Source organism: Pseudomonas sp. NPDC090203, from assembly GCF_044746765.1.
GTDB classification, from domain to species: domain Bacteria; phylum Pseudomonadota; class Gammaproteobacteria; order Pseudomonadales; family Pseudomonadaceae; genus Aquipseudomonas; species Aquipseudomonas putida_AD.
The window spans coordinates 14,255-34,461 of sequence record NZ_JBIVCV010000025.1 but is presented as its reverse complement, the minus strand read 5'-3'; the positions used below and the strand labels follow the sequence as shown (position 1 = coordinate 34,461).

Here is a 20,207-nt window from a genome sequence, read left to right as displayed (position 1 = left end):
CCGCGAAAGCCGTGCGGGCCAGGGACGGCCCATCACGGCGTGCCCCCGGAACGGCGCCGGAGCGAGGGAAGTCCGAAGGACCCCAGCCTGTCGCAAAGACCTTTTGGTTACTTTTGGGGCGAATGCCAAAAGTGACCCGCCGTAAGGGCGGAAGGCGCAATCAGCACCAGCCTAATAAACGGATATACACACGATCCAACCCCCGCCGACGCGGAGCGTCGCTCAAGGCGTTACCACGCAGAGCGTGGGAACGATCATATGGCTCGGAGGGTGCGAACGATAACCCTCAGATCAACCGCGCCGCCACCAGCAAATCCGCCACCGCCTGAAAGGTATTGTCCGGCACCGGATCACCCGGCACTGCACGCCTGGCTATCTCATTCGCAAGCCTTGCATCCATACCATGAGCGATCCCCAGCGTCGCCGCCTGCGCCAGCATCCCCTGCGCATCCTCAGGCTCAGCGCGGCACACCACCACCGGCACCGGGGTTTCCCCCCGCACATAGCGCACCCCGATCACCCAACTGTCCGCCGTGCCGATCATCAGCGACGCGCGGGCCAGGCCAAGCTTGGTCGCCAGCGCCTGCATCTCCCGACGCTGGCGCTGCCGCTCGCTCTTGATCAACGGATCACCGTCGACATCCTTGCGCTCACGCTTCTGCTCACTGCGGGTCATCTTCATGTCACGCCCGAACAGCCAGCGCTGCATCAGCACATCGACGCCACCCACCAGCAGGAACGCCGCCAGCACCGTGAACATCAAAGGCTTGAGCACCAGATAAAAGGTCGACTCGATGCAGCCCGCGCCACACCGCGACGATTCCATCAGCGCCTGCAACGCATGGCGTCCCACCACGTAGAACGCCAGCGCCAGCAGCAACAGCTTGACCAGCCCCTTGAGGAACTCGACGAAGCTGCGCATGGAAAAAATCCGCTTGAAACCTTCTGCCGGATTGATCCGCTTGAACTCCGGCGTGATCGGCTCTACCGCAAACACCACGCCGCGCATGGTGATGATATTGGTCAGCACCACCACCGCCACCGTCACCGCAACCACCGGCAGGGTGATGGTCAGCACCAGTTGCTCGGCGGTGTCGATCACCCGCGGCCAGACCGTGTTGAACGGCTCGATGTAGATCAGCGCAACCATGTCCAGCAACGCCGTCACTTGAGCCTGGGCCTGGGGCAAGAGGATCGAGATGCACAGGGTGCAGAACAGGATGACCATCCCCGACACCAGGTCCTGGCTCTTGGCGACCTGCCCCTTCTGCCGCGCGTCACGCAGCTTCTTGTCCGTGGCCGGCTGGGATTTCTCTTCGCTGCTATCGGCCATGCCGGCTCCTGTTCAAGTGCGGGCCTACTCCGAGCCTGCCAGGGTTTTGAGGAACTCCACGGTGCCCCGGAATTCCGCCAGTTGATCGAGCATCACCGGAATCAGGAAGCCGATGTAGATCACCATCAGCACGGTGAAAAACAGGTTCTTCACCGGCAGCGACATATCGAAGATGTGCAGGCTGGGCGCCATCCGCGACAGGTAGGCAAGCATCAGATCAGTGACCAGCAGGCAGATGATCAGCGGCGCGACCATGATCACGCCGACCCGCGACACCTGGTCGAGTATCGACAGCACCGCCATCAGCGCGGAGCTCGCGAACAGCGGCGTGAAGGCGGTCACCGGCCATAGCTGATAGCTGTGGTAGTAACCGTCGACCATCATGATGAAGCCGCCTGACATGAAGAACAGCGCGATCAGCATCACCGTCAACAGCGTCGCCATCACGCTGGATTCCCCGGACGCCAGCGGGTCGAGCAATTGCGCCATGGTCGAGCCGCGTTGCAGGTCCACCAGCTCCCCCGCCACCTCTGCGGCCCAGAACGGAATGCCGAACAACAGCCCGATCAGCACGCCGATCAGCAGCTCCTTGATCATCAGGCCTACCAGCAGAAACCCGCCGTGCTCCGGCAGTGCGGTGAACGCGCCGAACACCGGCATGAACATCGGCACGGCAATGGCCACCGCCACGCAGCCTCGGATCATGCCGGTCAGGCCCAGGCGATTGAACGCCGGAGTGATGACTACCACACCCATGGCCCGGCTGGCCGCCAGCGCCGCGGAGCTGATGACCGGGTACGCCACTTCGAGAAAGGCATTGGCAACGTTCACGTCCATGGTCGGTCAGCGCGTCCAGGCCGGGAAGTTGTCCAGCACCTGGCTGCCCAGTTCGAGCACCTGGCTTGCCAGCAACGGCCCTACGAACACGATCACCAGCAGCACCGCCACCAGCTTCACCACCTGCGGCAGGGTCTGGTCCTGAATCTGCGTCAGGGCCTGCAACAGGCCGACGCTCAGGCCCACCACAATGGCCACCCCCAGCGCCGGCGCCGACAGCAGCAACACCGTCATCAGCGCCTTGTTCATCAACGATAGAAAGACGTCCTGGCCCATGGCTTCACCCGTAGCTCAATATCAGGCCGTGCATCAGCCGTGACCAGCCGCTCAAGGCGACAAACAGAAAGATCTTCAGCGGTATCGATATCAGCGTCGGCGACACCATCGACATGCCCATCGCCATCAGCACGTTGGCGACCAGCAGATCCACCACCAGAAACGGGATGTACAACAGAAAGCCGATCTCGAAGGCGCGGGTCAGCTCGGAACTGACGAATGCCGGCACCAGCACCACCAGGTCGTTGTCGCGCAGCTCGGCGCGGGCCTCCGGCGACCAGATGGTCTCGGTGGCCTGCATGAAGAACCCGCGTTCGCTCTCGTTGGCAAAACGCGACAGGTGCGCCTGCAGCGGCGGCCTCAGGGCATCGCCGAACTCCTTCACCTGCTCGACGTTTTCCATGTTCAGGTCACGGCCCTCCACCTGCCGGTACATGTCGCCGATCAAGGGCGTGGTCACGTACACCGAGAGGATCAGGGCGATGCCGTACAGCACCAGGTTCGGCGGCGTCTGCTGCACGCCCAGGGCGTTGCGGATCAGGAACAGCACCACGGAAATCTTCATGAAGCCGGTCAGGGTCACCACCGCCAGCGGGATCAACCCGATGGTGGCAACGACCAGAATGATTTCAATCAGGTTGGGCTGGTACCCACTCATGGCGTGACGAGGCTCAACAGACGCACGCCCAGGCCGTCGCCCATTTTTACCAGTTGCCCCTGGCCGATGCGCCGGCCATTGACCAGCAGGTCCACGCCATCGTGCATCTGCGGCGTCAGTTGCAACAGGCTGCCCTCACCCATTTCCCGCAGTTGCGCCAACGACAGTTCGACACTGCCGACCTGACACACCAGTTTCAACGGCAGCTCGTCCAGCGAGCTTTCCAGAGCGGACTCGACAGCAGATTCAGTCATGCAAACATCCTTCAAAGAAGATACAGCCATCGGTTGTTCAAGCAGTGTTGCGCGGGTGCCGTCCAGCAAGGCACGGGCCTGCAAGCGGTCATCGAGCACCAGCCGCACCTGGCCTACGGGCCAGTCGTCGAGCATGACCACATCACCCGGACGCAGGCTGCGCAGCTCGGCCACGCTCAACGGCGCTTCACCGGCGTGCACCGGCAATTGCCAGCCGAGCGCCGCCAGCCCGTGGTCGACCGGAGGCAGGTGCGCGTCCAGTCCATCCGCCAGAAGCTGCGCGGCCTCGGCGCTCAGGTGCAGCGGTACGGCCAGGGGTTCGCCGCCGGCACAGGTCACCGCCAGCGTCAGGTGCAGCACGAACAGTTCGCTCAACGCCACTTCCGGCGCTTCGACCACCTGCAGAGGCCGCCCGGCCGCACGCTCAAGGGGTTCGATGAAACCCAGCAACGCCAGCTCCAGCAGCATCGTGCCGGGCAGCCCGGTCAGTTGATCGGCCTGCCCGGCCAGCCCCAGCGAAGCCAGCGCCGCCGTCGGCAATTGCAGCAACAGCGCGGCGCTGCCGAGGGTCAGATGAATGTCCAGCAAGGGTTCAGCGACCGGCGCAACGCTGGCCCACTGCACCGTGACCGGCTGCCCGCCAAACTCTCCCTGCCAGGCTCCGCGGCGGCGATGCAGATGGTTATGCAGTACCAGCCATCGTGGATCGCAACCCGCCCGCCACTCGATGCGCGTGTCAGCGCCCGGCCCGGAAGACCAGGGAGCGCTTTCCCGACACGTCATGCACCGCTCCTCGCGGAAGCCACGGGCAGGTCATCTGATTCGTCGCGACGCTCGCGGGCCTGACGCTCGCTGCGCAGCCGGTGGTCGAGCAGCGAATCACAGGCCTCGGCCTGACGCTGGCGGGCCATGCGCGCGGCACGGAACACATCGCGTTCGCGCTCTTGCGCCGCCAGGGCCTGCTCGTTCAGATCGACGCTGCTTTCCAGCGCGCGCTGGTTGTCGGCCAGTTCGTCGAGGTGGTCCTGAGCGGCCTGCCAGGCGCTGACCGACAGGCCTTCGCTGAAGTTGCCGTAGATCTGCTCGGCCTTGCGCGCCAGAGCTTCGCGGTGCAGGCGCAGTTTCTCCTTGGCGTCGTCCAGCGCGCTGTGGGTCTCGCGGCAGCGTTGCTGCTGGGCGGCCAACTGGCTGGAGGCGCGCTGTTCGCGCAACTGACGCAGTGCCTGGAGGCTACGTAGATCATTGGTGTTCATGGGTTCTCCGGTAAGGTCACGCCAGGACCTTGCGCATGTGGTTGAGGGTCTGGGCCGCACTGCTCGACTCCGAGGCAGGCTGGCGCAGGAAAGCTTCGATAGCGTCGTGCCGAGCGATCGCTTCGTCGGCCAGCGGATCGCTGCCGGGTGCGTATTCGCCCACGCGGATGAGCATTTCGATTTCATTGCGCCGCGCCATCAGGTCGCGCATGCGCATGGCCAGGCGCCGCTGCTCTTCGCTGGTCACCTGATCCATCAGACGGCTGCGGCTGCGCAGCACGTCCACGGCAGGAAAGTAGTTACGCTGGGCCAGTTCAGCGCTGAGCACGATGTGGCCGTCGAGGATCGAGCGCGTCTCTTCGGCCACCGGATCGCTGGCCACGTCGCCTTCGGTGAGCACGGTGTAGAGCGCGGTGATGCTGCCGACCGCGCCGGGGCCGGCACGCTCCAGCAGGCGCGGCAAGGCCGAGAAAAAAGACGGCGGGTAACCGCGCCGGGTCGGGGGCTCTCCCACCGCCAGGCCGATCTCCCTTTGCGCACGGGCGAAGCGCGTCAGGCTGTCCATCAGCAACAGCACATTGCGCCCCTGGTCACGGTGATATTCGGCCAGCGCGGTGGCAACGAACGCCGCCCGCACCCGCTCCGCCGCAGGCCGGTCAGAGGTGGCGACCACGGCCACGCTGCGCGCCCGGGCCTGGGCATCGAGTTGCACGTCCAGCAGTTCGCGCACTTCCCGGCCACGCTCGCCGATCAGGCCGATCACAATCACATCCGCCTCGGTGTGGCGCACGATGCTCGCCAGCAGGGACGACTTGCCGACGCCCGGTTCGCCGAAGATGCCCATGCGCTGGCCCTGGGCGAGGGTCAGCAGACCGTCGATGGAGCGCACGCCCAGAGACAGCGGTTTGACGATCAATTGCCGGGCAAACGGCGCAGGCGGCTCGGCGTGCAGCGGGTAGCGTTGCAGCACACCCAGCGGCGCGTCACCGTCGAGAAAATCGCCCATCGGGCTGATGACTCGCCCCAGCTGAGCATCGCCCACGCTGACGCCCAGGGTCTCGCCGGTGGCGATGATTTGCGTGCGGGTCGACAGCCCCTCCATCGAACCAATGGGCGACAGAATCGCTTCGTCCTGTTCAAAGCCGATGACTTCCGCCGCCAGGCTGCGACCGTTGCCGGGGTCGCGCAACTGGCACAGCTCACCGATACGCACGCCAGCCACACTGGCCCGCAGCAGCACGCCGCGAATGCTGCGCACCGTGCCTTTCATGGGCCGAGGCCGGGCGTCGCGCAGGCGCTCGCCAAGGCGCGGGATGATTGCGTCAAGGTCAACGCTCAAGCTGCACCTCGTCAACGAAGGGCAGCAGGCTGCGGCGCAGGTTGTTCAGTTGCGCGTCCAGCCCCAGTTCCACCGAACCGACCGGCCCGCTCAGGCGTGCCTGGCCGGAGTGCAGTTGCTCGTCCGGCTCGACCGTGATCGGCAGGTGGTCGGCTTCGGATTTCAGGCGCAAACGCACCGCCTCGACTTGCCCTGCGGAGACGAACAAGGTCAGGGCCTGGTCCTGGCGAAACGCAGTCAGCGCCTTGCGTGTGCAGCGCAGGATACGTTCGGGCTCGTCCATCTCGCCGATCACTTCACGCACGATGTCCAGCGCCAGATCGGCCAGCGACACTTCCAGCCCACCGAGCCAGGCATCGGCCCTGGCGGCTGTCTGCGCCAACAACGCAGAGACCTCTTCGGCCCCCTGTTGCCGGGCATGCTCGAAGCCCTCCTCGCGGGCCTGCTCCAGCCACTGGGCGCTCTGCTCGCGGATCGTGTCCGCCTGCTCCTGGGCTGCACGGACGAACGCATAACCATCGATCCACAGATCAGCCTGTTCGGCGCGGATGATTCGCGACGCAGGTCGGCTTGGTAGTTCGCTCATCAGGCGGCCTCTCCCGTGGATTGGTTCAAGGTCGAGGCGGCACGTCGCACGATCTCGACGCCCGCACCGATGGGTGAGCCGTCCGCCACCGGCAGATCCAGGCGCAGTGCAAGCCAGGCGCGCAGGTCGGCGGGCTGCTGTTGCACCCAGGCGGCGATGCAACTGGCGCCGTCGCGGTCGATGGCCTGTACCAAGTCGGCGGGCTGGCGCAACAAGTCAGCGGCGCCGGCCAGCGCACGATGTGCCAGGGCGGTGGCGAACACTTCGCTGCCCAGCAGCTCGCGCAACTGGGTGACCACGTCGCTGCGAATCTCACGGGCCAGGGTCGCCGAATGCCAGATCGCCCCGCACAGGCGCGGCAAGTTCTTGAACGCCGCAGGTGGCAACAGCAGCAGGGCCAGGTCGCTGTCGTGGGGCGATGACGTCTGCGCCAGCGGCGGCAAGTTGAAATGACCGGTCATGACCCGCAACAGCCGGTCATGGAAGCGCGGCGTGTTGCGCAGTGCCGTGCGTTGCTGATCGCTCAAACCGTCCGGCAGGCAATCGCGCAGGTGCTGTGGCCGGACGAAACTCAGCGGCTGCTCCAGCAAGCCCTGCCAGGCCTGGCGCTGCGCGCTCATCGGGCGTCCTCCAGCGTGTACAGCGCATCGGCGCGGCGACGCTGCCATTGTTGCCAGCCAAGGACACCCGCCAGCCCGAGAATACCCAGCAGCAACACGCCGAAAATCATCCGCGCATGGGGCACGTTGTCTTCGAGCATCCACATGCCCAGGAAACTCGCCAGGCGCGGCTGGGCGTTCGCCTGCTGACGGGCGACCGAAGCCTTGATGGCGGTCACCGAGACACCGTCGTAGTTCAGGCCCGAGATGCCGTTGGCGACCAGGGTCTTGATCTGCGGGATCAGTTGATTGATATCGACGGCCGGGTCATAGCGCACCAGCACCGAGGCCGACGATGGCGAAATCACCCGCTTGAGCAGGTCGTTGTCGGGCAACACCACATGCACCCGTGCCGCGAGAATGCCGTCGATTTCCGACACGCTGTGGGACAGTTCTTCGCTCAGCGCATAGACCATCTGCGCCCGCTCCTGGACCGGTGATGACACCAGCCCGTTGCTCTTGAACACCTGGCCCATGTTGGAGAACGACTGGCCCGGCAGACCGGCGTTGTCCAGCACCGCCATGGCCTGGGCGAAGCGCTTCTCGTCGACCACCACCGAGAGCTGGCCGTTGTCCTGCACCTTGCGTGACGCCGCAATGCCTTCGCGCAACAGCACCGCGACCATGGCATTGGCTTCGCGCTCGCCCAGGTTGGTGTACAGGGCGGTGTCGCAGGCCTGAAGCAGGCCGGCAAACACCACGACAATCATCAAACGCAGTGCACGACAACGGCTGGACATGAATTATTGACCTTTCAAAAGCGTGTTGGCGGAGCCGGAAATCTGCGTGGCGCCGCGCACCACCATCTGGGTTTCGATGGAGTAGTCGAACATCCGCCCGAGCGAGTTGACGATCTGGTCCACCTGCTGCTCGGCCACCCGTTTCGGCGGTTGCCCATCGCTGCCCGGCGTCTGTGCCGAGGCCAGGCGCTGCGGTTCGCTGACCGATGTCGGACTGCTTGGCGCATTACTGCGGGCGGTGCCATTGGCCAAGCCTTCGGCGCGCTCGGAAAAGGTCCGCGAGCGGTCGATGAAGCCGTTCAGGCGCTCCATGAGACCTTCGCCGATCTGATGCGGGCTGGCGCCTTCGGGCATGCTCTTGGCATTGCTGGCCATGTGTTCGAACAGGTTCTGGGACGCCTGCACACCGGCAGGCTCTCCTGACGGCGGCAATGCCGCCGTGGCTGGTGCTGCGAGACTGGCAGTCATGGTGGCGACCTACTCTTCGTCGTCTTCGGACGACTGGGCTTCGTTCAGCATTTCCTGGGCCTTGGGCATGATGATGAACTGCCCGCCGATGGTGACCGCCTGGGTGATCAGCGCATCGTTGAACTCCTCATCGCTCATCTCGGTCTTGGACTTGTCCACGGCCGCGTTGAACTGTGCCTCGGAGGTGGCGCCGACGTTGGGGGTGGTGCTGTCAATGGGAGTGACGGACATCGTTGTGCTCCTTCTTCAGGTTGGGTTTTGCTGCTTCAGTTGCTCACTTCGGTAACGCTGCTGCCGCGAAACACCCGTACACCGCGTTCCCGCATGACGGGGGCGGCGACCGGGCGACGTTGCTGGTCGACATGCTGCGCAACCATGTTCAGATACGCCGGCGGCCCGGACACGAACAGCTCGTCGCCATCGGGGCCGAAGCGCGACGACAACTGCTTGCCGTACACGTCCAGGCTGTTGAGCCAGGCCTCCAGTTGCTCCGATTGCAACTCCTGGGACTTGAACAGCCGGGTGCCGATTTCGGCGTCGCTGTTGAGGTACAGGATGTTGCCGTCGTAGTACCAGCTCAGCCCGTTGGTCTCGCACAGCTGGGCCAGGAAATCCCCCGCCAAACGGCCACGTACGCTGCTACGGGCCTTGCCGTGAACCTTGTCCGACATGACCACGATCAGCCCCAGGTTGCGGCCGAATTCTTCCAGCGCGGCGCGCACGTCCTGCTCCACCAGCAAGTAGGCATAGGGCTGGGTGAACCACTGCGGGTTATCCCCCGTCGCCTCTTCGGCCAGGGCGATCCCCGGTGCGGCCACGCCCAGCCACACAGCCAGCAGCCATACGAAACGTTTACCCATGAAGACGGCTCCGGCAAAGGGTGTCGGCGATGATCGAAGGCATGAAAAACCTGCGCAGATAACGGTCGCCATCACGCCTCAAGTGGATAGAATGGAGGCCCTTTCGGGAGAGCCGACCCGATCGCGCAGAGACCCTGAGCGATCGCTTCGAGGCCCCGCCGTTCTCGACCCAAGAGCCTTGTCCATGTCCAACCGTTTTTTGCGTACCCTGATGTTGTCCGGCAGCGTGATGCTCGCCTCCTGCGCCAGCCAGCCGGCGGCCGACAGCAGTTACGAACGCTTCATGCGCCTGGCCGCCGACCTTGAAAAACGCGGTGACCCGGCCACCGCAGCCGGGCTCTACGAGAAGGCCACGCAACAGCCCCAGGCGCAGCAACAGGCCTGGCTCAAGCTTGGCGAAACGCGCCTGGCCAGCGGCGATGCACGGGGTGCCGAGCGCGCCTACCAGCAGGCGCTGGAACTTGAGCCCAACAACGCCGCAGCGCTGCTGGGCCTGGGCACCGCGCAATTGCGTGAGGGCAAGCTTGACCGCGCCGTCACCGTGCTGACCCAGGCCAGCGCCCACGCCGATCAGCCCGAAGCGCTCAACCGTCTGGGCATCGCGCAGATCCTGCGTGGCCAGGCCAGCGAAGCCCAGGCCGCGTTCAGCAAGAGCCTGGCGCTGACCCCCAACGATCTCGACACCCGCTGCAACCTCGCCCTGGCCTACGCGCTGGGCGGCCAGTCGCGTCAGGCGCTGGACACCATCGGCAGCGTCGCCAATTCGGCCCGTGCCCTGCCCCGCCATCAACGCAACCAGTTGCTGGTGACGGTGCTGGCCGGACAGGACAGCGACGTGCAAGCCCTGCGCCTTGACGACATCCCGGCCGCCGACCGGCAGAAGCTGCTGACCGAAGCCCAGCGGATCAAATCCATCAAGGACCCGCAGGCCCAGGCCCGGGAACTGGGTCTGATCGACAGCCATTGAGCGCGACACGGTCACTGGCGCTCCTGCTTGTCGACCGTGGCCTGCTGCTCTGACTGACGTCGGCGCAGTTCCTCGCGGTCATAACCATCGATGTACACCTGCGCCGCACGCCCGACTGGCGCGGCCATGGTCGGTCCGCTCGCCCGGCCCTGCAGCAGGTCCTCGCGCCGCTCGACCATCTGCAGCAAGGTCAGGTTGTTGGCGCAGCCCGGCGGCAGCAACGGCACATAGGTCTCTTCGTCGGTGTCGAACTTGTCCTCCACCGAGGGTTTCAGGCATTCGTCCGGAATCAGCTCGACGCGCCCGTCAGCACGAGTCATCGCCCGGTAGTCAGGCGAATAGGAAGCCGGTTCCAGATGGGTCTGGCAGCCGCTCAAGAACATCAGCGCCAGGCCCAGCAAGGTAACGGGGCGAATGCTTGCAGACGTTGCGCGCTTCATCTCTGATCCCCCGCTCATTTGAGGTAGAACCCGAACATGCCGCCATTGCGCGGCCCGGCGGACGCCGTGGTCGCACCTTCGGGGCGGGCGTCGAGGGGCGTGGCCAGGGTGCGAGTGCGCACCGGCTGCACCAGATACGGCGTGATCAGAATCACCAGTTCCGTCTCGTTGCGCTGGAAGCGTTTGGAGCGGAACAGGTTGCCCAGGATCGGCATGTCGCCGAGCATCGGCACCTTCTCGACGTCCTGGCTGCTTTCGCGCTGGAATAGCCCAGCGATGGCGAAGGTCTGGCCGCTGCCGACTTCTACCCGAGTGTCGGCGCGCCGCACCCGGAACGAAGGCACCTGATAGCCGCTGACGTTGACCGTGCTTGAGCCCATCAGGCTGCTGACTTCGGGGCGCACTTGCAGGGCGATGCGCTCGTTGGGCAATACCGTGGGGCTGAACAGCAGCGACACGCCGTATTGCTTGTACTCGATGCCCACCAGATCGCGATTGACCGGCACCGGCACCGCCACCTCGCCACCGGCAAGGAAGCTGGCGGTCTGGCCGGTCATGGCGGTGATGTTGGGCTCCGCCAGAATCTCCAGAATGCCGTTGCTTTGCAGGGCTTCGAGCATGGCGTCGATGTTGACGTTGCCCGAAGACAGCCCGGCACTGATGACGTTGGATGCGCCGCTGGCTGCATCGGCCGCCAGCGAGCCACCGGTCAGCAGGCCAAAGGAGAAGGTGCCGTTGTTGAACAGGGCGTTCCAGTTGACCCCATAACGCAGCAGCTCCGAACGCGACACTTCGGCGAAGCGCACGCGGATATTGACCTGGGCAGAGCCTGCGTAGGACGCGCCGTTGATCGCGGTCTTGAAGTCCTGACCTTCGGTGCTGAGCAGGGCGTTGAGGTCGGTCGCCTCGCCCACGCTTTTGACGCTGCCGCTGGCCAGCACGCGGTTGCCCGCACCTTCGATGCGTGCGGTGCTGCCGGGGTTGAGGCTTTGCAGTGGGCGGCTGACGGCGGTGGTGTTACTGCTGACCGCAAGGCTCAGCGAAGCGATCTGTTCACCGTCGGCGCCCAGGGCGATCAGGCTGGTCTGCCCGGGCGCCTTGCCGAACACGTAGATCACGCCGGGAGACACCACCTGCAAATCGGCGATGCCGGGTTCGGCGACCATCACCGAATCCACCGGCGCCTTGAAGTTGAGGATGCGTCCTTCACCGGAGGCCAGGTCAACCGTGCCGGTGCTGCCACGGGTGATGTTCTGGGCGAGCGCCAGCGACGGCCCCGTCAACGCAGCCAGCATGACTACACAGATGCCGAAGAAACCACGCAAGCGAAACAGAGAAGAACAGATCATGAGGCAGTCGCCATGGGGGTATTGGCCACGCCGCTGGGCGCGCGGCGGTCGGTGATTTCGTTGAGGCTGACCGTGCCCACGGCCTGCAGGTTGTATTCGCCGGCCAGTTCGCGGAAGGACAGCACCGCCAGCTCCAGTTCGCCCCGAACGATCAGGCGACGCATCGCCCGGCGCAGTTCCGGATGGACCAGCAACACGGTGTCCTGTTGTTCGGACAGCCGCTCGCAGGCATGGCGCAACTGCACCAGCAAGGCGCGGTTGGTGTGTTCGGCAAAGGCGTCACGGGTGTTTTCCTGACGGCGCAGGGTGGTGCGCAATTGCTCTTCCAGGCCCGGGGTCAGCACGAAGGCGCTGATGACCCGGTTGCGGTCGGCGAACTGGTGGCTGATCTGCCGTGCCAGCGCCACGCGCAACTGTTCGGCCAGGCGTATCGCATCGGTTTCACGGCCGCCCCACTCCACCATCGCCTCAAGCAGCGCGCGCTGGTTGCGGATCGACACACCCTCAGCGATCAGCAGGCGCAAGGTTTCGGCAATACGTTGCAGGGGCACACTGCGCAGCACTTCCTTGATGAGTTCGCCGTAGCTGCCCTCAAGGCGTTCCAGGATCGCTCGCGTTTCCTGGATCCCGAGGAAGTCCGCGGCATAGCGGCGCAGGGTGCGCTCGACCACCGCGCCCAGCACTTCATCGGCGCGCATGAAGGCCACGCCCGCCTCCTGCAAACTGTCCTGATGATGCTGCTCGATCCATTGCGCAGGCCGGCGGCTGAGCGGTGAGTCCGCCTCAAGGGCTGGCACGTCGAGCAATTGCGCATGCACCGGATCGTCCTTGAGCAACAGGCAGTCCGTCGGCAGCTCGCCCTCGCTGACCGGCACGCCTTCAAGCTCAATCACGAAACGATTGGCGGCCATGGCCGGGTCCACGAACACGTCGGGCACCGGCACCTCGATACCCAGATCACCACGCACCTCATGACACAGGGCTTCGATGCGCTGGCGCAATGGCTGGGCAGGCGCTGCCAGTGCGAGGGTGGAACCGAGGCTGAGCAGGATGCGGCTGTCCAGCGGCTTGCTGAGCATCTGCACCGGCTCCGGTGCTTCATACTCGACCTCCGGCGCCTCGATCACTTCAGCTTCAGGTGACGCTTGGATCACCCGACTGCGGCGGTAGATCACCCAGGCCGAGGTGCCGAGCAGCGCCGACAGCCCGATGAACACGAATGCCGGAAAGCCCGGCAGCAACGCCACGCCCAGCAGAATCAATGCGGTCAGGCCCAGGGCCATGTGGCTGTTGCCCAACTGCTGGACGATCTCGCTGCCCAGGTTGCCCTGGGTGCTGTCGCTGTTGACCCGAGTCACCACGGTACCGGCGGCCACCGAAATCAACAGCGCGGGAATCTGCGCAATCAACCCGTCGCCCACGGTCAGCAACGAGTAGGTATGGACCGCTTCGCCAAACGGCATGTCGCGCTCCAGCATGCCGATCAGCATGCCGCCCAACAGGTTGACCGCAAGAATCACCAGGCCCGCGATGGCGTCGCCCTTGACGAATTTCATGGCGCCATCCATCGCGCCGAACATCTGGCTCTCACGCTCCAGACGCGAGCGACGGCGACGGGCTTCGTGCTGGTCGATGTCGCCGTTGCGCAGGTCGTTGTCGATGCTCATCTGCTTGCCGGGCATCGCATCGAGGGTAAAGCGCGCAGCGACTTCGGCCACCCGCTCGGCGCCCTTGGTGATGACCACGAACTGCGCGACGGTGATGATCAGGAACACCACCAGCCCCACGACCACCTGCCCTGCGATCACGAAATCACCGAAGGCCTTGACGATATGACCGGCGTTGCCGTCGAGCAGAATCAGCCGCGTGGTGGTGATCGACAGCGCCAGGCGGAACAACGTGCTCAACAGAATCAGCGGCGGCAGCGCGGAAAATTCCACCGAGTGCGAGATGTAGAACGCGACGATCAGGATCAGGATGCTCAGCGAGATATTGAGGCCGATCAGCACGTCCACCAGCCAGGTCGGCAGCGGGATGATCATCATGACGATGGCCATCAGCATGAACGCGACGATGATCACGTCACTGCGCCCCGCGGCAATCCGGGCCAGGTCGTTGAAGCGGTTCATGAGCATCATTGCGCGGCTCTCCGGGCGATCAGATAGTCTTTGAAGCATTGCCGCGCCTCGACCTTGCGCGCCGCCCGCCACAGGGCCCGGCTGCGCAAGAGCAACAGGTCGGGCGAATCGCCTTCGATCTCGGTCAGCCGGTCAATCGCGCGCAGCGCCCGGTCGGGCTGCCCGCCGGCGGTGAAGGCGGTCGCCAGGCTGCGCAGCAACGCCGGATCGTCAGGCGACAGGTGCGCGGCGATCAGCAGCATCACCAGCCCTCGCTGCACCTGGCCGCCCCGGCGATACAGCTCGCCCATGCCCTTGAGCAGCTCGACGGCATCCTGGCTTTGACGAGTGGACCTGTTCACCGGCATCAGGCCTGAGCCTCGGCGCGCTGTTCTTCAAGGCTGCGGCGCAGGTCGATCTCTTCACGAATCAGCGCCTGGGCCAGTTCCTTCACCTGGGGCTCGGCGTCCAGCTCCGGCACCACCTGCTCCAGCACATATTCCAGAAGCTCCACCGAGCGCGCGGTGCCAAACAGTTCGGGGCTGATGCCGGTGGTGGACGAGGCGCTTTCGACATCGCCCCGCAATGAGCGGCGGGCGCGGATTTCGCGCTTGCTCAGGACCGCTTCGAAGCGCGCACCATGGCGCTGATGGACCGGCTGGACGGCGTCGACCGCAGGGGTTTTTTCGGAAATCGTGGGCAGCGTCGGGCGCGGATCGATTTTCATAGGGTGAAGGTGAACCGCTCTTCGCCACGGGCGAGGATCACCTGATCGTTCTCGATGCGCTCCAGCGTCCAGTCGTCCGCTAGCGCCGCGCCTGGGTACAGCCGCTTGCCGCTCTCATTGACGACGTAGGGATTGGGACCGAACCAGATCGCCTGAAAACGCACCCTTGGCCTTGCGATTTCTGCACGCGGCGTCACCTCGGCATGCAGCACGACGGACTGCCCGTAGCGGCTGTCGAAGGCCTGTTGCACGCTCATCCAGCGCGGCTTGCTGGCCGGGTCGTAGCTGCCTTTCAGGCTGAGCTGGCCTCCGGTTTCGCTGACCTTGATCTGGCTCAGGCCTGCAGCCGCCAGTTGTTTCTCCAGCCACACGCCCGCCTCTGCGGTACCGGGCGATTGACGGTCGTTGCTGACCGCAGGCACAGGGGCTTGGGCGACCTCGGTCGGCGCGACAGCTTCGCCGCGAAAGGCAAACGCACCCACACACAGAAACATCAGCAGCAGCGCGATGATCCAGTGCGGCTTGAGCGCTCTGCTCGATTTGAGAGGGGCGGCATGGGCCGGTGAAGCGGCGGTATCGGTCAACGTCAGGCGTGCCTCGCCCAGGCGAATGTCCACCGGGAAATAGGTGCGGTGGCCGCTGCCGACTGGCACTTTTATTTCCCGGACGTGACGGCCGATGACGATCACTTCGCCGCCCAGCGCTTCGATCGCCACCTGACCATTGGTAAACCGCAGGGCCATGTGCCGCTCGACGACACCGGCGTCACACAGCAGCAGGTCCGCAGCACCTGCGCTGCCGATGACATAGGCGGCCTTGTCCAGAGACAGGCACACACCCTGGTGCAGGCCATGGGTGATACGCAGTTGGGGAGCGCTCATTCCCGGCGCCAAGGGCGCAGGCACGGAAGTCAGTGAAATCTGGGCTGTCATGTCGGTATACCCGAATCAGGCGTGCAGGCAATGGCGAGGTAGACGCAAAAAAAATCGGGTGATGCCAGAAAAAAACATGCGGGCAGCCTTGCAGCTGCCCGCATGAGCACATCAGTTCTGAGGACGTTGCTTGGTCGCGTCGAGCTCAGCCTTCTTGGCGGTGGTCAGCTCGGTGATCTTTGCCGACTTCTCGATAGCCATGTTGAAGGTGGCTTCCATTTTCGCGATCGCTGCGTCTGCGCCGCCGCCGGAGCTTGCTGGAGGGACTTCTGCCATTTTCTTTCTCCTTACAGGGATGGGGATGTCTTCAGCCGCATTGCGGCACATGGATCATTCATGCACTACCGTAAGGCCGGTTTATTACAAATGAACTTCGGCGTTACGTCAGTGCACGAATCCATACTACGCAGATGAAATTATTCACCGCTGTGAAAACTTGTGAAACGTCATATCCGTCACGCACCCGGCAACTAGGGAGCGCTGAACTGTCACATTAAGCCTTGCGGCTGATAATTGAACTCACGTCCCAATTTCACATTTTTCCGGGCCCGAGTTTGAACTTTATTTTTATTCGTTGTCGCGACGACTGAAAATCGACGCCAGTTTTACTGCGCATCTCACGGCGACAATACTGGCCAGAAGCCTTGATTCACGCGGCCCATCCAGGTTGTGAAATCTTGTGAAAACTTGCGCACAGTACGCTCCGCGCCTCGACACTCTGATAGGGTTCCAGCCGTTCGTTAGTTCAAGTCCGACGGTAGATGTCTGTCTGGAGTTCAATGCATTCATGATTCAACATGATTCTGCACGAGACCAGGCACCTCATCTATTCGTCCAGTACGCCCAACTAACCGGTCTGACCCGGCACACTTTCACAGGCGGCTTCCAACTTTAAACCCGTGAGAACAACACGATAACTTGACCGTTCAGACAGGCCCTTGCGTCACCGCCCGAGCGGTTCCAACAGGAGTTCTACCCGATGTCCACTCTCCCCCTGAACAGCACTCTCGATCCGAAAAACCTGACACGGGGCGAAGTGGCGCCGAAGACGCCCTTTACCGCATTTCTAAAGAGCAGCGTAAAGAACGCCGACCAGTACCGGCCTGCCACCGCCGATGAAAAAGCGCCGGCCCTCAAGGATTACAAGTCCATAGAAGAGCCGGGCACCGTGGGTGCCGACATCGTGCGTTTCACCACCCAGGATGGCGAACAGGTGCTGGTGAGCAAGGCCACCAACCCCAAGCTCTACCAGCAAGTGGTCAACGACCGCCCTGCCCTGGAAGCGATCAAGCAGAGCGGCGATGAAGGCTACACACTCGCCGCTGGCGATGCTCCGCCACCGGAAACCCTCGGCGCCTACAAGTACATCGGGCCGCCGGATGAAAAAGGCTCGGGGCTGATCCGCTATGAACTGCAGGACGGCACCAAGGTGATCGTCGCCGAACAGGAAAACCCCGAGCTGTTCAAGCAGGTCGCCGAGGATTTCAAGGCGCTGTCGGGCATCAATGCCAGTGAAGCGGACGGCTACAAACAGGTCGCAGGCGACGCCAAGCCGCCCAGGACCGGCGACTACCTGAGCATCGGCCCTGCCGACGAAGTCGGGCCGGGGGTGGTGCGTTACGTGACCCAGGACGGCGAGAAGCACATCGTTTCCGAACGCGACAACCCGACCCTGTTCAAGGCCGTGAACGATGCCTACGACACCCTGAGCGGGATCAGCGCCAGCGAGGCCGATGGCTATCGCCGCGCGACCGACAACGAAGTCTGGCCGCCCTACTCCGGCACGGCGGTTGGCGAGGTGGACGAGGTCGGCCCGGGCCTGATCCGCTACAACACCGACACTGACAAGGTGGTCGTCGCCCGCGATGACAACCCGCAACTGTTCGACTACCTCACTTCGCTGCACGAGGTCATCAACGACCCGGCCAAATCCGCCGACATCAACACGGCGGTGTCCAACGGCGCCGTTCTGGCCGATCGCGGTACGCCGGTGCCGGGCCTCAATGACTACAAGAACTTCAACTGGACCGTCGGCCAGGAAGGCGAGACGCTGACCTACGAGCTGCATGACGGCACCAAGGTCGTGGTATCCAGGGACCTGACCCCGGAGCTGTTCGAAAGCGCCAGCACCGCCAACGAGACCTGGGGCAAGATCCACAAGAGCGAGGACGAAGGCTACAAACTGGCAGGACCGAACGATTTCCTGAAAAACACCGACATCACCTTCGGCTCGCCGGACGAACTGGGTGACGGTCTGATCCGCTACGAGACCAGCGAAGGCAAGGTCATCGTCTCCAAGGAACTGAGCCCGCAACTGTATGACGACGTGGTCGCCAAGTGGGAAGCCTGGACCAAGACCGAAGTCGACGACACACGCAGCAAGGCCGGCCTGCCGTCCCATGACGAACTGGACGTGCTCAGCCTGGGCACGGGCGTGAAAGCCGACGACAAGGACGAGAACTCCCCGGAGCTGACCGTCAGCGAGCTGGCGACCAAGGAGCTGCTCGACGACTACCGCAAGGGCGTCGAGGACGGCTCGATTGCCAAGGACGACCCGCGCGCCAAGCTGGTCCGTGCTCTGGAAGCCCAGGCGGCCTACCAGAACGGTCGCGGCCTGACCGGCTACGAAGAAGAACCCGGCGCCTTTGGCGGCACCTGGCGGGTGTTCGATGACAAGCAGACCGAGCTGACCTCCGCCGACATGCACGACATCATCGACGGCGGGAAACTGCAGGAGCAGATCGGCACCCTGTTCTCCGACCCGACCGTCAGCGCCGACTACAAGTCGAAGATGGACGGCGCCATCAACCGCCTGCCGAACAAGGACGAGATCAAGCAGAAGCTGCTGGACCTCACCAACAACCCGGATTACGTCACCTACCTCAAGGACCTGCAGAAACAGGGCAAGGAGCACGAAGCACAGCAGGACCTCAGCGATACCCTGACCTCGCTGTCGCTGTTCGATCCGGACGCTGCCACCAAGGCCGCGCAGTCGATCCAGGCCGACGGCCTGACCAGTGACCTGAACGACCTGATCGCCGACCCGAGCAAGATCTCCGACGAGAACAAGGAACTGGCGACCAAAGACGAATTCGGCCTGCTCAAAAGCGTGCTCAAGGGCGAGTTGCTCGACCTGCCACGCCGTACCCAGGAAGTCATCGAGAAGTTTCTTGAAGAGGGTCTGGGGGACAAGAAGAAATTGTCCGCCGTCACCAAGGCGCTGGAAGAAGTGGGCGAAGCCTACAAGACCAACGGCAAGGTCACCGAGGCCGACATCAAGACCGCGCTGTCCAAGTCCTACGTACCGATTGCCGACCGCGGCACCCTGGGCGAGGTTTTCAGCGCGCTCAACACCAAGGGCATCCTGGGCTCCATGGGCGCCGGTGTCTCGTTGTTCTCCGGGATCTACCAGTTGGCAGGCAACGGCGGCAAGCTCGCGGAAACCCCGCAGCAGCGCCTGGCCATCGCCAAGGACTTCCTGAGTTTCGCCGGCGCCGGCAACCACTTCGTCAAGCTGGGTGATGCCGTCGCCGACCTGGTGGGCAAAGGCGGCATGGTCGATTTCCTCGGCCTGGACAAGACCCTGCCGGAAATCTGGGGCAAGCAAGGCATCCAGTCACCGCTGGTGGATGTGCGCGATCCCAAGCTGTCCGAAGCGCTCAAGACCAAGATCGGCAACGCGCTGGACATCACCCCGGACATCTCCAACATCCTGGGCGATGGCAAGGGCACCTTCGCCGACGCCGAGAAGATCCAGGGCGGCATCACCCAACGTCTGGACGACGCGGTGTCGGGCGCCGGTGCGGCGAAACTGGGGGCCGGCAAGGCAGCGAAAATCGCAGGCTCGGTCATCAAGGTGCTGGGCCCGGCCTCCGACGTGGTGGGCGGTTTTGCCGACATCGTGCTCGGCGCGTTCACCATCAAGAGCGGCGTCGAAACCGGTGACCCGCTGGCCAAGGCGGCCGGTGGCCTGCAGATCGCCGCAGGTGCGTTCGGCGCATCGGCCGGTGTGCTGGGTGCCGCAGCGCTGGTCGGCGCAGGTTCGGCAGCAGCACTCACCGGGCCGTTCTTCCTCGTCGGCGTCGTGTTGGCAGTGATCGGCGGGATCATCGGCTACTTCGTCGACCACAACAAAAAACAGAAGGCCAGCGAGAAGGAAAACGACTGGTATCGCGACCTCGCCGCCGACGGCCTGTTGCAGGACAACTGGGGCGACAAGGTCGAGTACCTGCACTACTCGATCCACAACTACGGCGGCCGCGAAGCCCCGCCCGATGACAGCCTGTTCCGCTTCCAGAGCGCCGAGTGGCAGCACTTCGACGAAACGCCACAGAAAGGCGGATCGTCGAGCAACCGCCTGGACGATGAACTGCACGTCGATTACGACAAGAAATAACCCCTCACGCCGCGTC

At 64.1% G+C, this 20,207-nt stretch carries 22 protein-coding genes; 2 read left to right on the top strand and 20 right to left on the bottom strand.

Going from position 1 to position 20,207, the window contains the following annotated elements; all coding sequences use genetic code 11:
* Positions 1 to 286 precede the first annotated feature (286 nt).
* The 13 genes from ACIPO9_RS27775 to ACIPO9_RS27715 are packed head-to-tail and all read right to left on the bottom strand — an operon-like array spanning position 287 to position 9,263.
* A complete protein-coding gene (locus tag ACIPO9_RS27775; protein WP_400784509.1) occupies positions 287 to 1,333 on the bottom strand; it encodes an EscU/YscU/HrcU family type III secretion system export apparatus switch protein in 1,047 nt (348 codons plus the stop codon).
* A 24-nt stretch (positions 1,334 to 1,357) separates the two neighbouring features.
* Complete coding sequence (gene sctT / locus ACIPO9_RS27770) at positions 1,358 to 2,170, bottom strand: type III secretion system export apparatus subunit SctT (protein ID WP_274134590.1); 813 nt, start codon at positions 2,168 to 2,170, stop codon at positions 1,358 to 1,360.
* A 6-nt stretch (positions 2,171 to 2,176) separates the two neighbouring features.
* Positions 2,177 to 2,446, bottom strand: a complete 270-nt coding sequence (gene sctS, locus ACIPO9_RS27765; protein ID WP_274134589.1) for a type III secretion system export apparatus subunit SctS — start codon at positions 2,444 to 2,446, stop codon at positions 2,177 to 2,179.
* Positions 2,447 to 2,450: 4 nt separating this feature from the next.
* Positions 2,451 to 3,104 (bottom strand): type III secretion system export apparatus subunit SctR, encoded by a 654-nt coding sequence (gene sctR, locus ACIPO9_RS27760; protein WP_274134588.1) that lies wholly within the window; start codon positions 3,102 to 3,104, stop codon positions 2,451 to 2,453.
* Positions 3,101 to 4,141, bottom strand: coding sequence for a type III secretion system cytoplasmic ring protein SctQ (sctQ, locus tag ACIPO9_RS27755; protein ID WP_400784508.1), 1,041 nt, complete (start codon positions 4,139 to 4,141; stop codon positions 3,101 to 3,103). Before sctQ ends, sctR begins: the two co-directional genes overlap by 4 nt.
* Positions 4,138 to 4,611 (bottom strand): hypothetical protein, encoded by a 474-nt coding sequence (locus ACIPO9_RS27750; RefSeq protein ID WP_400784507.1) that lies wholly within the window; start codon positions 4,609 to 4,611, stop codon positions 4,138 to 4,140. The genes sctQ and ACIPO9_RS27750 overlap by 4 nt, the downstream gene beginning before the upstream one ends.
* A gap of 16 nt (positions 4,612 to 4,627) precedes the next feature.
* Complete coding sequence (locus ACIPO9_RS27745; protein ID WP_400784506.1) at positions 4,628 to 5,950, bottom strand: FliI/YscN family ATPase; 1,323 nt, start codon at positions 5,948 to 5,950, stop codon at positions 4,628 to 4,630.
* A complete protein-coding gene (locus tag ACIPO9_RS27740; RefSeq protein ID WP_400784505.1) occupies positions 5,940 to 6,536 on the bottom strand; it encodes a FliH/SctL family protein in 597 nt (198 codons plus the stop codon). Before ACIPO9_RS27740 ends, ACIPO9_RS27745 begins: the two co-directional genes overlap by 11 nt.
* Entirely contained in the window at positions 6,536 to 7,156 is a 621-nt protein-coding gene (locus ACIPO9_RS27735) for a type III secretion protein (RefSeq protein WP_400784503.1), read from the bottom strand. Before ACIPO9_RS27735 ends, ACIPO9_RS27740 begins: the two co-directional genes overlap by 1 nt.
* Complete coding sequence (gene sctJ, locus ACIPO9_RS27730) at positions 7,153 to 7,935, bottom strand: type III secretion system inner membrane ring lipoprotein SctJ (protein ID WP_400784502.1); 783 nt, start codon at positions 7,933 to 7,935, stop codon at positions 7,153 to 7,155. The genes ACIPO9_RS27735 and sctJ overlap by 4 nt, the downstream gene beginning before the upstream one ends.
* Before the next feature lie 3 nt (positions 7,936 to 7,938).
* Positions 7,939 to 8,403 (bottom strand): hypothetical protein, encoded by a 465-nt coding sequence (locus ACIPO9_RS27725; protein ID WP_400784500.1) that lies wholly within the window; start codon positions 8,401 to 8,403, stop codon positions 7,939 to 7,941.
* 9 nt (positions 8,404 to 8,412) lie between these two features.
* On the bottom strand, positions 8,413 to 8,634 hold the full coding sequence (locus ACIPO9_RS27720; RefSeq protein WP_274134576.1) for a hypothetical protein: 222 nt from the start codon (positions 8,632 to 8,634) through the stop codon (positions 8,413 to 8,415).
* A 35-nt stretch (positions 8,635 to 8,669) separates the two neighbouring features.
* On the bottom strand, positions 8,670 to 9,263 hold the full coding sequence (locus ACIPO9_RS27715; RefSeq protein ID WP_400784499.1) for a type III secretion protein: 594 nt from the start codon (positions 9,261 to 9,263) through the stop codon (positions 8,670 to 8,672).
* A 184-nt stretch (positions 9,264 to 9,447) separates the two neighbouring features.
* Here ACIPO9_RS27715 and ACIPO9_RS27710 point away from each other — a divergent pair, with 184 nt between their 5' ends.
* Positions 9,448 to 10,230 carry a tetratricopeptide repeat protein gene (locus tag ACIPO9_RS27710; RefSeq protein WP_400784498.1) on the top strand — a complete coding sequence of 261 codons (783 nt, stop codon included), beginning with the start codon at positions 9,448 to 9,450 and terminating at the stop codon, positions 10,228 to 10,230.
* 11 nt (positions 10,231 to 10,241) lie between these two features.
* Here the strand turns inward: ACIPO9_RS27710 and ACIPO9_RS27705 are convergent, their stop codons facing one another.
* From ACIPO9_RS27705 to ACIPO9_RS27675, 7 genes are all read right to left on the bottom strand, one after another.
* On the bottom strand, positions 10,242 to 10,670 hold the full coding sequence (locus ACIPO9_RS27705) for a hypothetical protein (protein WP_400784497.1): 429 nt from the start codon (positions 10,668 to 10,670) through the stop codon (positions 10,242 to 10,244).
* A gap of 14 nt (positions 10,671 to 10,684) precedes the next feature.
* On the bottom strand, positions 10,685 to 11,965 hold the full coding sequence (locus tag ACIPO9_RS27700; RefSeq protein WP_400784510.1) for a type II and III secretion system protein family protein: 1,281 nt from the start codon (positions 11,963 to 11,965) through the stop codon (positions 10,685 to 10,687).
* A gap of 50 nt (positions 11,966 to 12,015) precedes the next feature.
* Positions 12,016 to 14,157 (bottom strand): type III secretion system export apparatus subunit SctV, encoded by a 2,142-nt coding sequence (gene sctV, locus ACIPO9_RS27695; protein WP_400784495.1) that lies wholly within the window; start codon positions 14,155 to 14,157, stop codon positions 12,016 to 12,018.
* Entirely contained in the window at positions 14,154 to 14,447 is a 294-nt protein-coding gene (locus tag ACIPO9_RS27690; protein ID WP_274134622.1) for a M48 family metallopeptidase, read from the bottom strand. The genes sctV and ACIPO9_RS27690 overlap by 4 nt, the downstream gene beginning before the upstream one ends.
* Before the next feature lie 56 nt (positions 14,448 to 14,503).
* A complete protein-coding gene (locus tag ACIPO9_RS27685) occupies positions 14,504 to 14,863 on the bottom strand; it encodes a hypothetical protein (protein WP_400784494.1) in 360 nt (119 codons plus the stop codon).
* Positions 14,860 to 15,795: an FHA domain-containing protein gene (locus ACIPO9_RS27680; protein ID WP_400784493.1), complete on the bottom strand. Its 936-nt coding sequence runs from the start codon at positions 15,793 to 15,795 to the stop codon at positions 14,860 to 14,862. Before ACIPO9_RS27680 ends, ACIPO9_RS27685 begins: the two co-directional genes overlap by 4 nt.
* Before the next feature lie 111 nt (positions 15,796 to 15,906).
* Entirely contained in the window at positions 15,907 to 16,071 is a 165-nt protein-coding gene (locus tag ACIPO9_RS27675) for a hypothetical protein (RefSeq protein ID WP_268800027.1), read from the bottom strand.
* Positions 16,072 to 16,774: 703 nt separating this feature from the next.
* Between ACIPO9_RS27675 and ACIPO9_RS27670 the strand changes: the two genes are divergently transcribed.
* Entirely contained in the window at positions 16,775 to 20,191 is a 3,417-nt protein-coding gene (locus ACIPO9_RS27670) for a hypothetical protein (RefSeq protein WP_400784492.1), read from the top strand.
* Positions 20,192 to 20,207: the final 16 nt, after the last annotated feature.

What these genes read in the sequence shown, in the direction of transcription:
- ACIPO9_RS27775 (WP_400784509.1), bottom strand. Translation starts at nt 1,333, where the DNA reads ATGGCCGATAGCAGCGAAGAGAAATCCCAGCCGGCCACGGACAAGAAG.
- sctT (WP_274134590.1), bottom strand. Translation starts at nt 2,170, where the DNA reads ATGGACGTGAACGTTGCCAATGCCTTTCTCGAAGTGGCGTACCCGGTC.
- sctS (WP_274134589.1), bottom strand. Translation starts at nt 2,446, where the DNA reads ATGGGCCAGGACGTCTTTCTATCGTTGATGAACAAGGCGCTGATGACG.
- sctR (WP_274134588.1), bottom strand. Translation starts at nt 3,104, where the DNA reads ATGAGTGGGTACCAGCCCAACCTGATTGAAATCATTCTGGTCGTTGCC.
- sctQ (WP_400784508.1), bottom strand. Translation starts at nt 4,141, where the DNA reads ATGACGTGTCGGGAAAGCGCTCCCTGGTCTTCCGGGCCGGGCGCTGAC.
- ACIPO9_RS27750 (WP_400784507.1), bottom strand. Translation starts at nt 4,611, where the DNA reads ATGAACACCAATGATCTACGTAGCCTCCAGGCACTGCGTCAGTTGCGC.
- ACIPO9_RS27740 (WP_400784505.1), bottom strand. Translation starts at nt 6,536, where the DNA reads ATGAGCGAACTACCAAGCCGACCTGCGTCGCGAATCATCCGCGCCGAA.
- ACIPO9_RS27735 (WP_400784503.1), bottom strand. Translation starts at nt 7,156, where the DNA reads ATGAGCGCGCAGCGCCAGGCCTGGCAGGGCTTGCTGGAGCAGCCGCTG.
- sctJ (WP_400784502.1), bottom strand. Translation starts at nt 7,935, where the DNA reads ATGTCCAGCCGTTGTCGTGCACTGCGTTTGATGATTGTCGTGGTGTTT.
- ACIPO9_RS27725 (WP_400784500.1), bottom strand. Translation starts at nt 8,403, where the DNA reads ATGACTGCCAGTCTCGCAGCACCAGCCACGGCGGCATTGCCGCCGTCA.
- ACIPO9_RS27720 (WP_274134576.1), bottom strand. Translation starts at nt 8,634, where the DNA reads ATGTCCGTCACTCCCATTGACAGCACCACCCCCAACGTCGGCGCCACC.
- ACIPO9_RS27715 (WP_400784499.1), bottom strand. Translation starts at nt 9,263, where the DNA reads ATGGGTAAACGTTTCGTATGGCTGCTGGCTGTGTGGCTGGGCGTGGCC.
- ACIPO9_RS27710 (WP_400784498.1), top strand. Translation starts at nt 9,448, where the DNA reads ATGTCCAACCGTTTTTTGCGTACCCTGATGTTGTCCGGCAGCGTGATG.
- ACIPO9_RS27705 (WP_400784497.1), bottom strand. Translation starts at nt 10,670, where the DNA reads ATGAAGCGCGCAACGTCTGCAAGCATTCGCCCCGTTACCTTGCTGGGC.
- ACIPO9_RS27700 (WP_400784510.1), bottom strand. Translation starts at nt 11,965, where the DNA reads ATGCTGGCTGCGTTGACGGGGCCGTCGCTGGCGCTCGCCCAGAACATC.
- sctV (WP_400784495.1), bottom strand. Translation starts at nt 14,157, where the DNA reads ATGATGCTCATGAACCGCTTCAACGACCTGGCCCGGATTGCCGCGGGG.
- ACIPO9_RS27690 (WP_274134622.1), bottom strand. Translation starts at nt 14,447, where the DNA reads ATGGGCGAGCTGTATCGCCGGGGCGGCCAGGTGCAGCGAGGGCTGGTG.
- ACIPO9_RS27685 (WP_400784494.1), bottom strand. Translation starts at nt 14,863, where the DNA reads ATGAAAATCGATCCGCGCCCGACGCTGCCCACGATTTCCGAAAAAACC.
- ACIPO9_RS27680 (WP_400784493.1), bottom strand. Translation starts at nt 15,795, where the DNA reads ATGACAGCCCAGATTTCACTGACTTCCGTGCCTGCGCCCTTGGCGCCG.
- ACIPO9_RS27675 (WP_268800027.1), bottom strand. Translation starts at nt 16,071, where the DNA reads ATGGCAGAAGTCCCTCCAGCAAGCTCCGGCGGCGGCGCAGACGCAGCG.
- ACIPO9_RS27670 (WP_400784492.1), top strand. Translation starts at nt 16,775, where the DNA reads ATGTCCACTCTCCCCCTGAACAGCACTCTCGATCCGAAAAACCTGACA.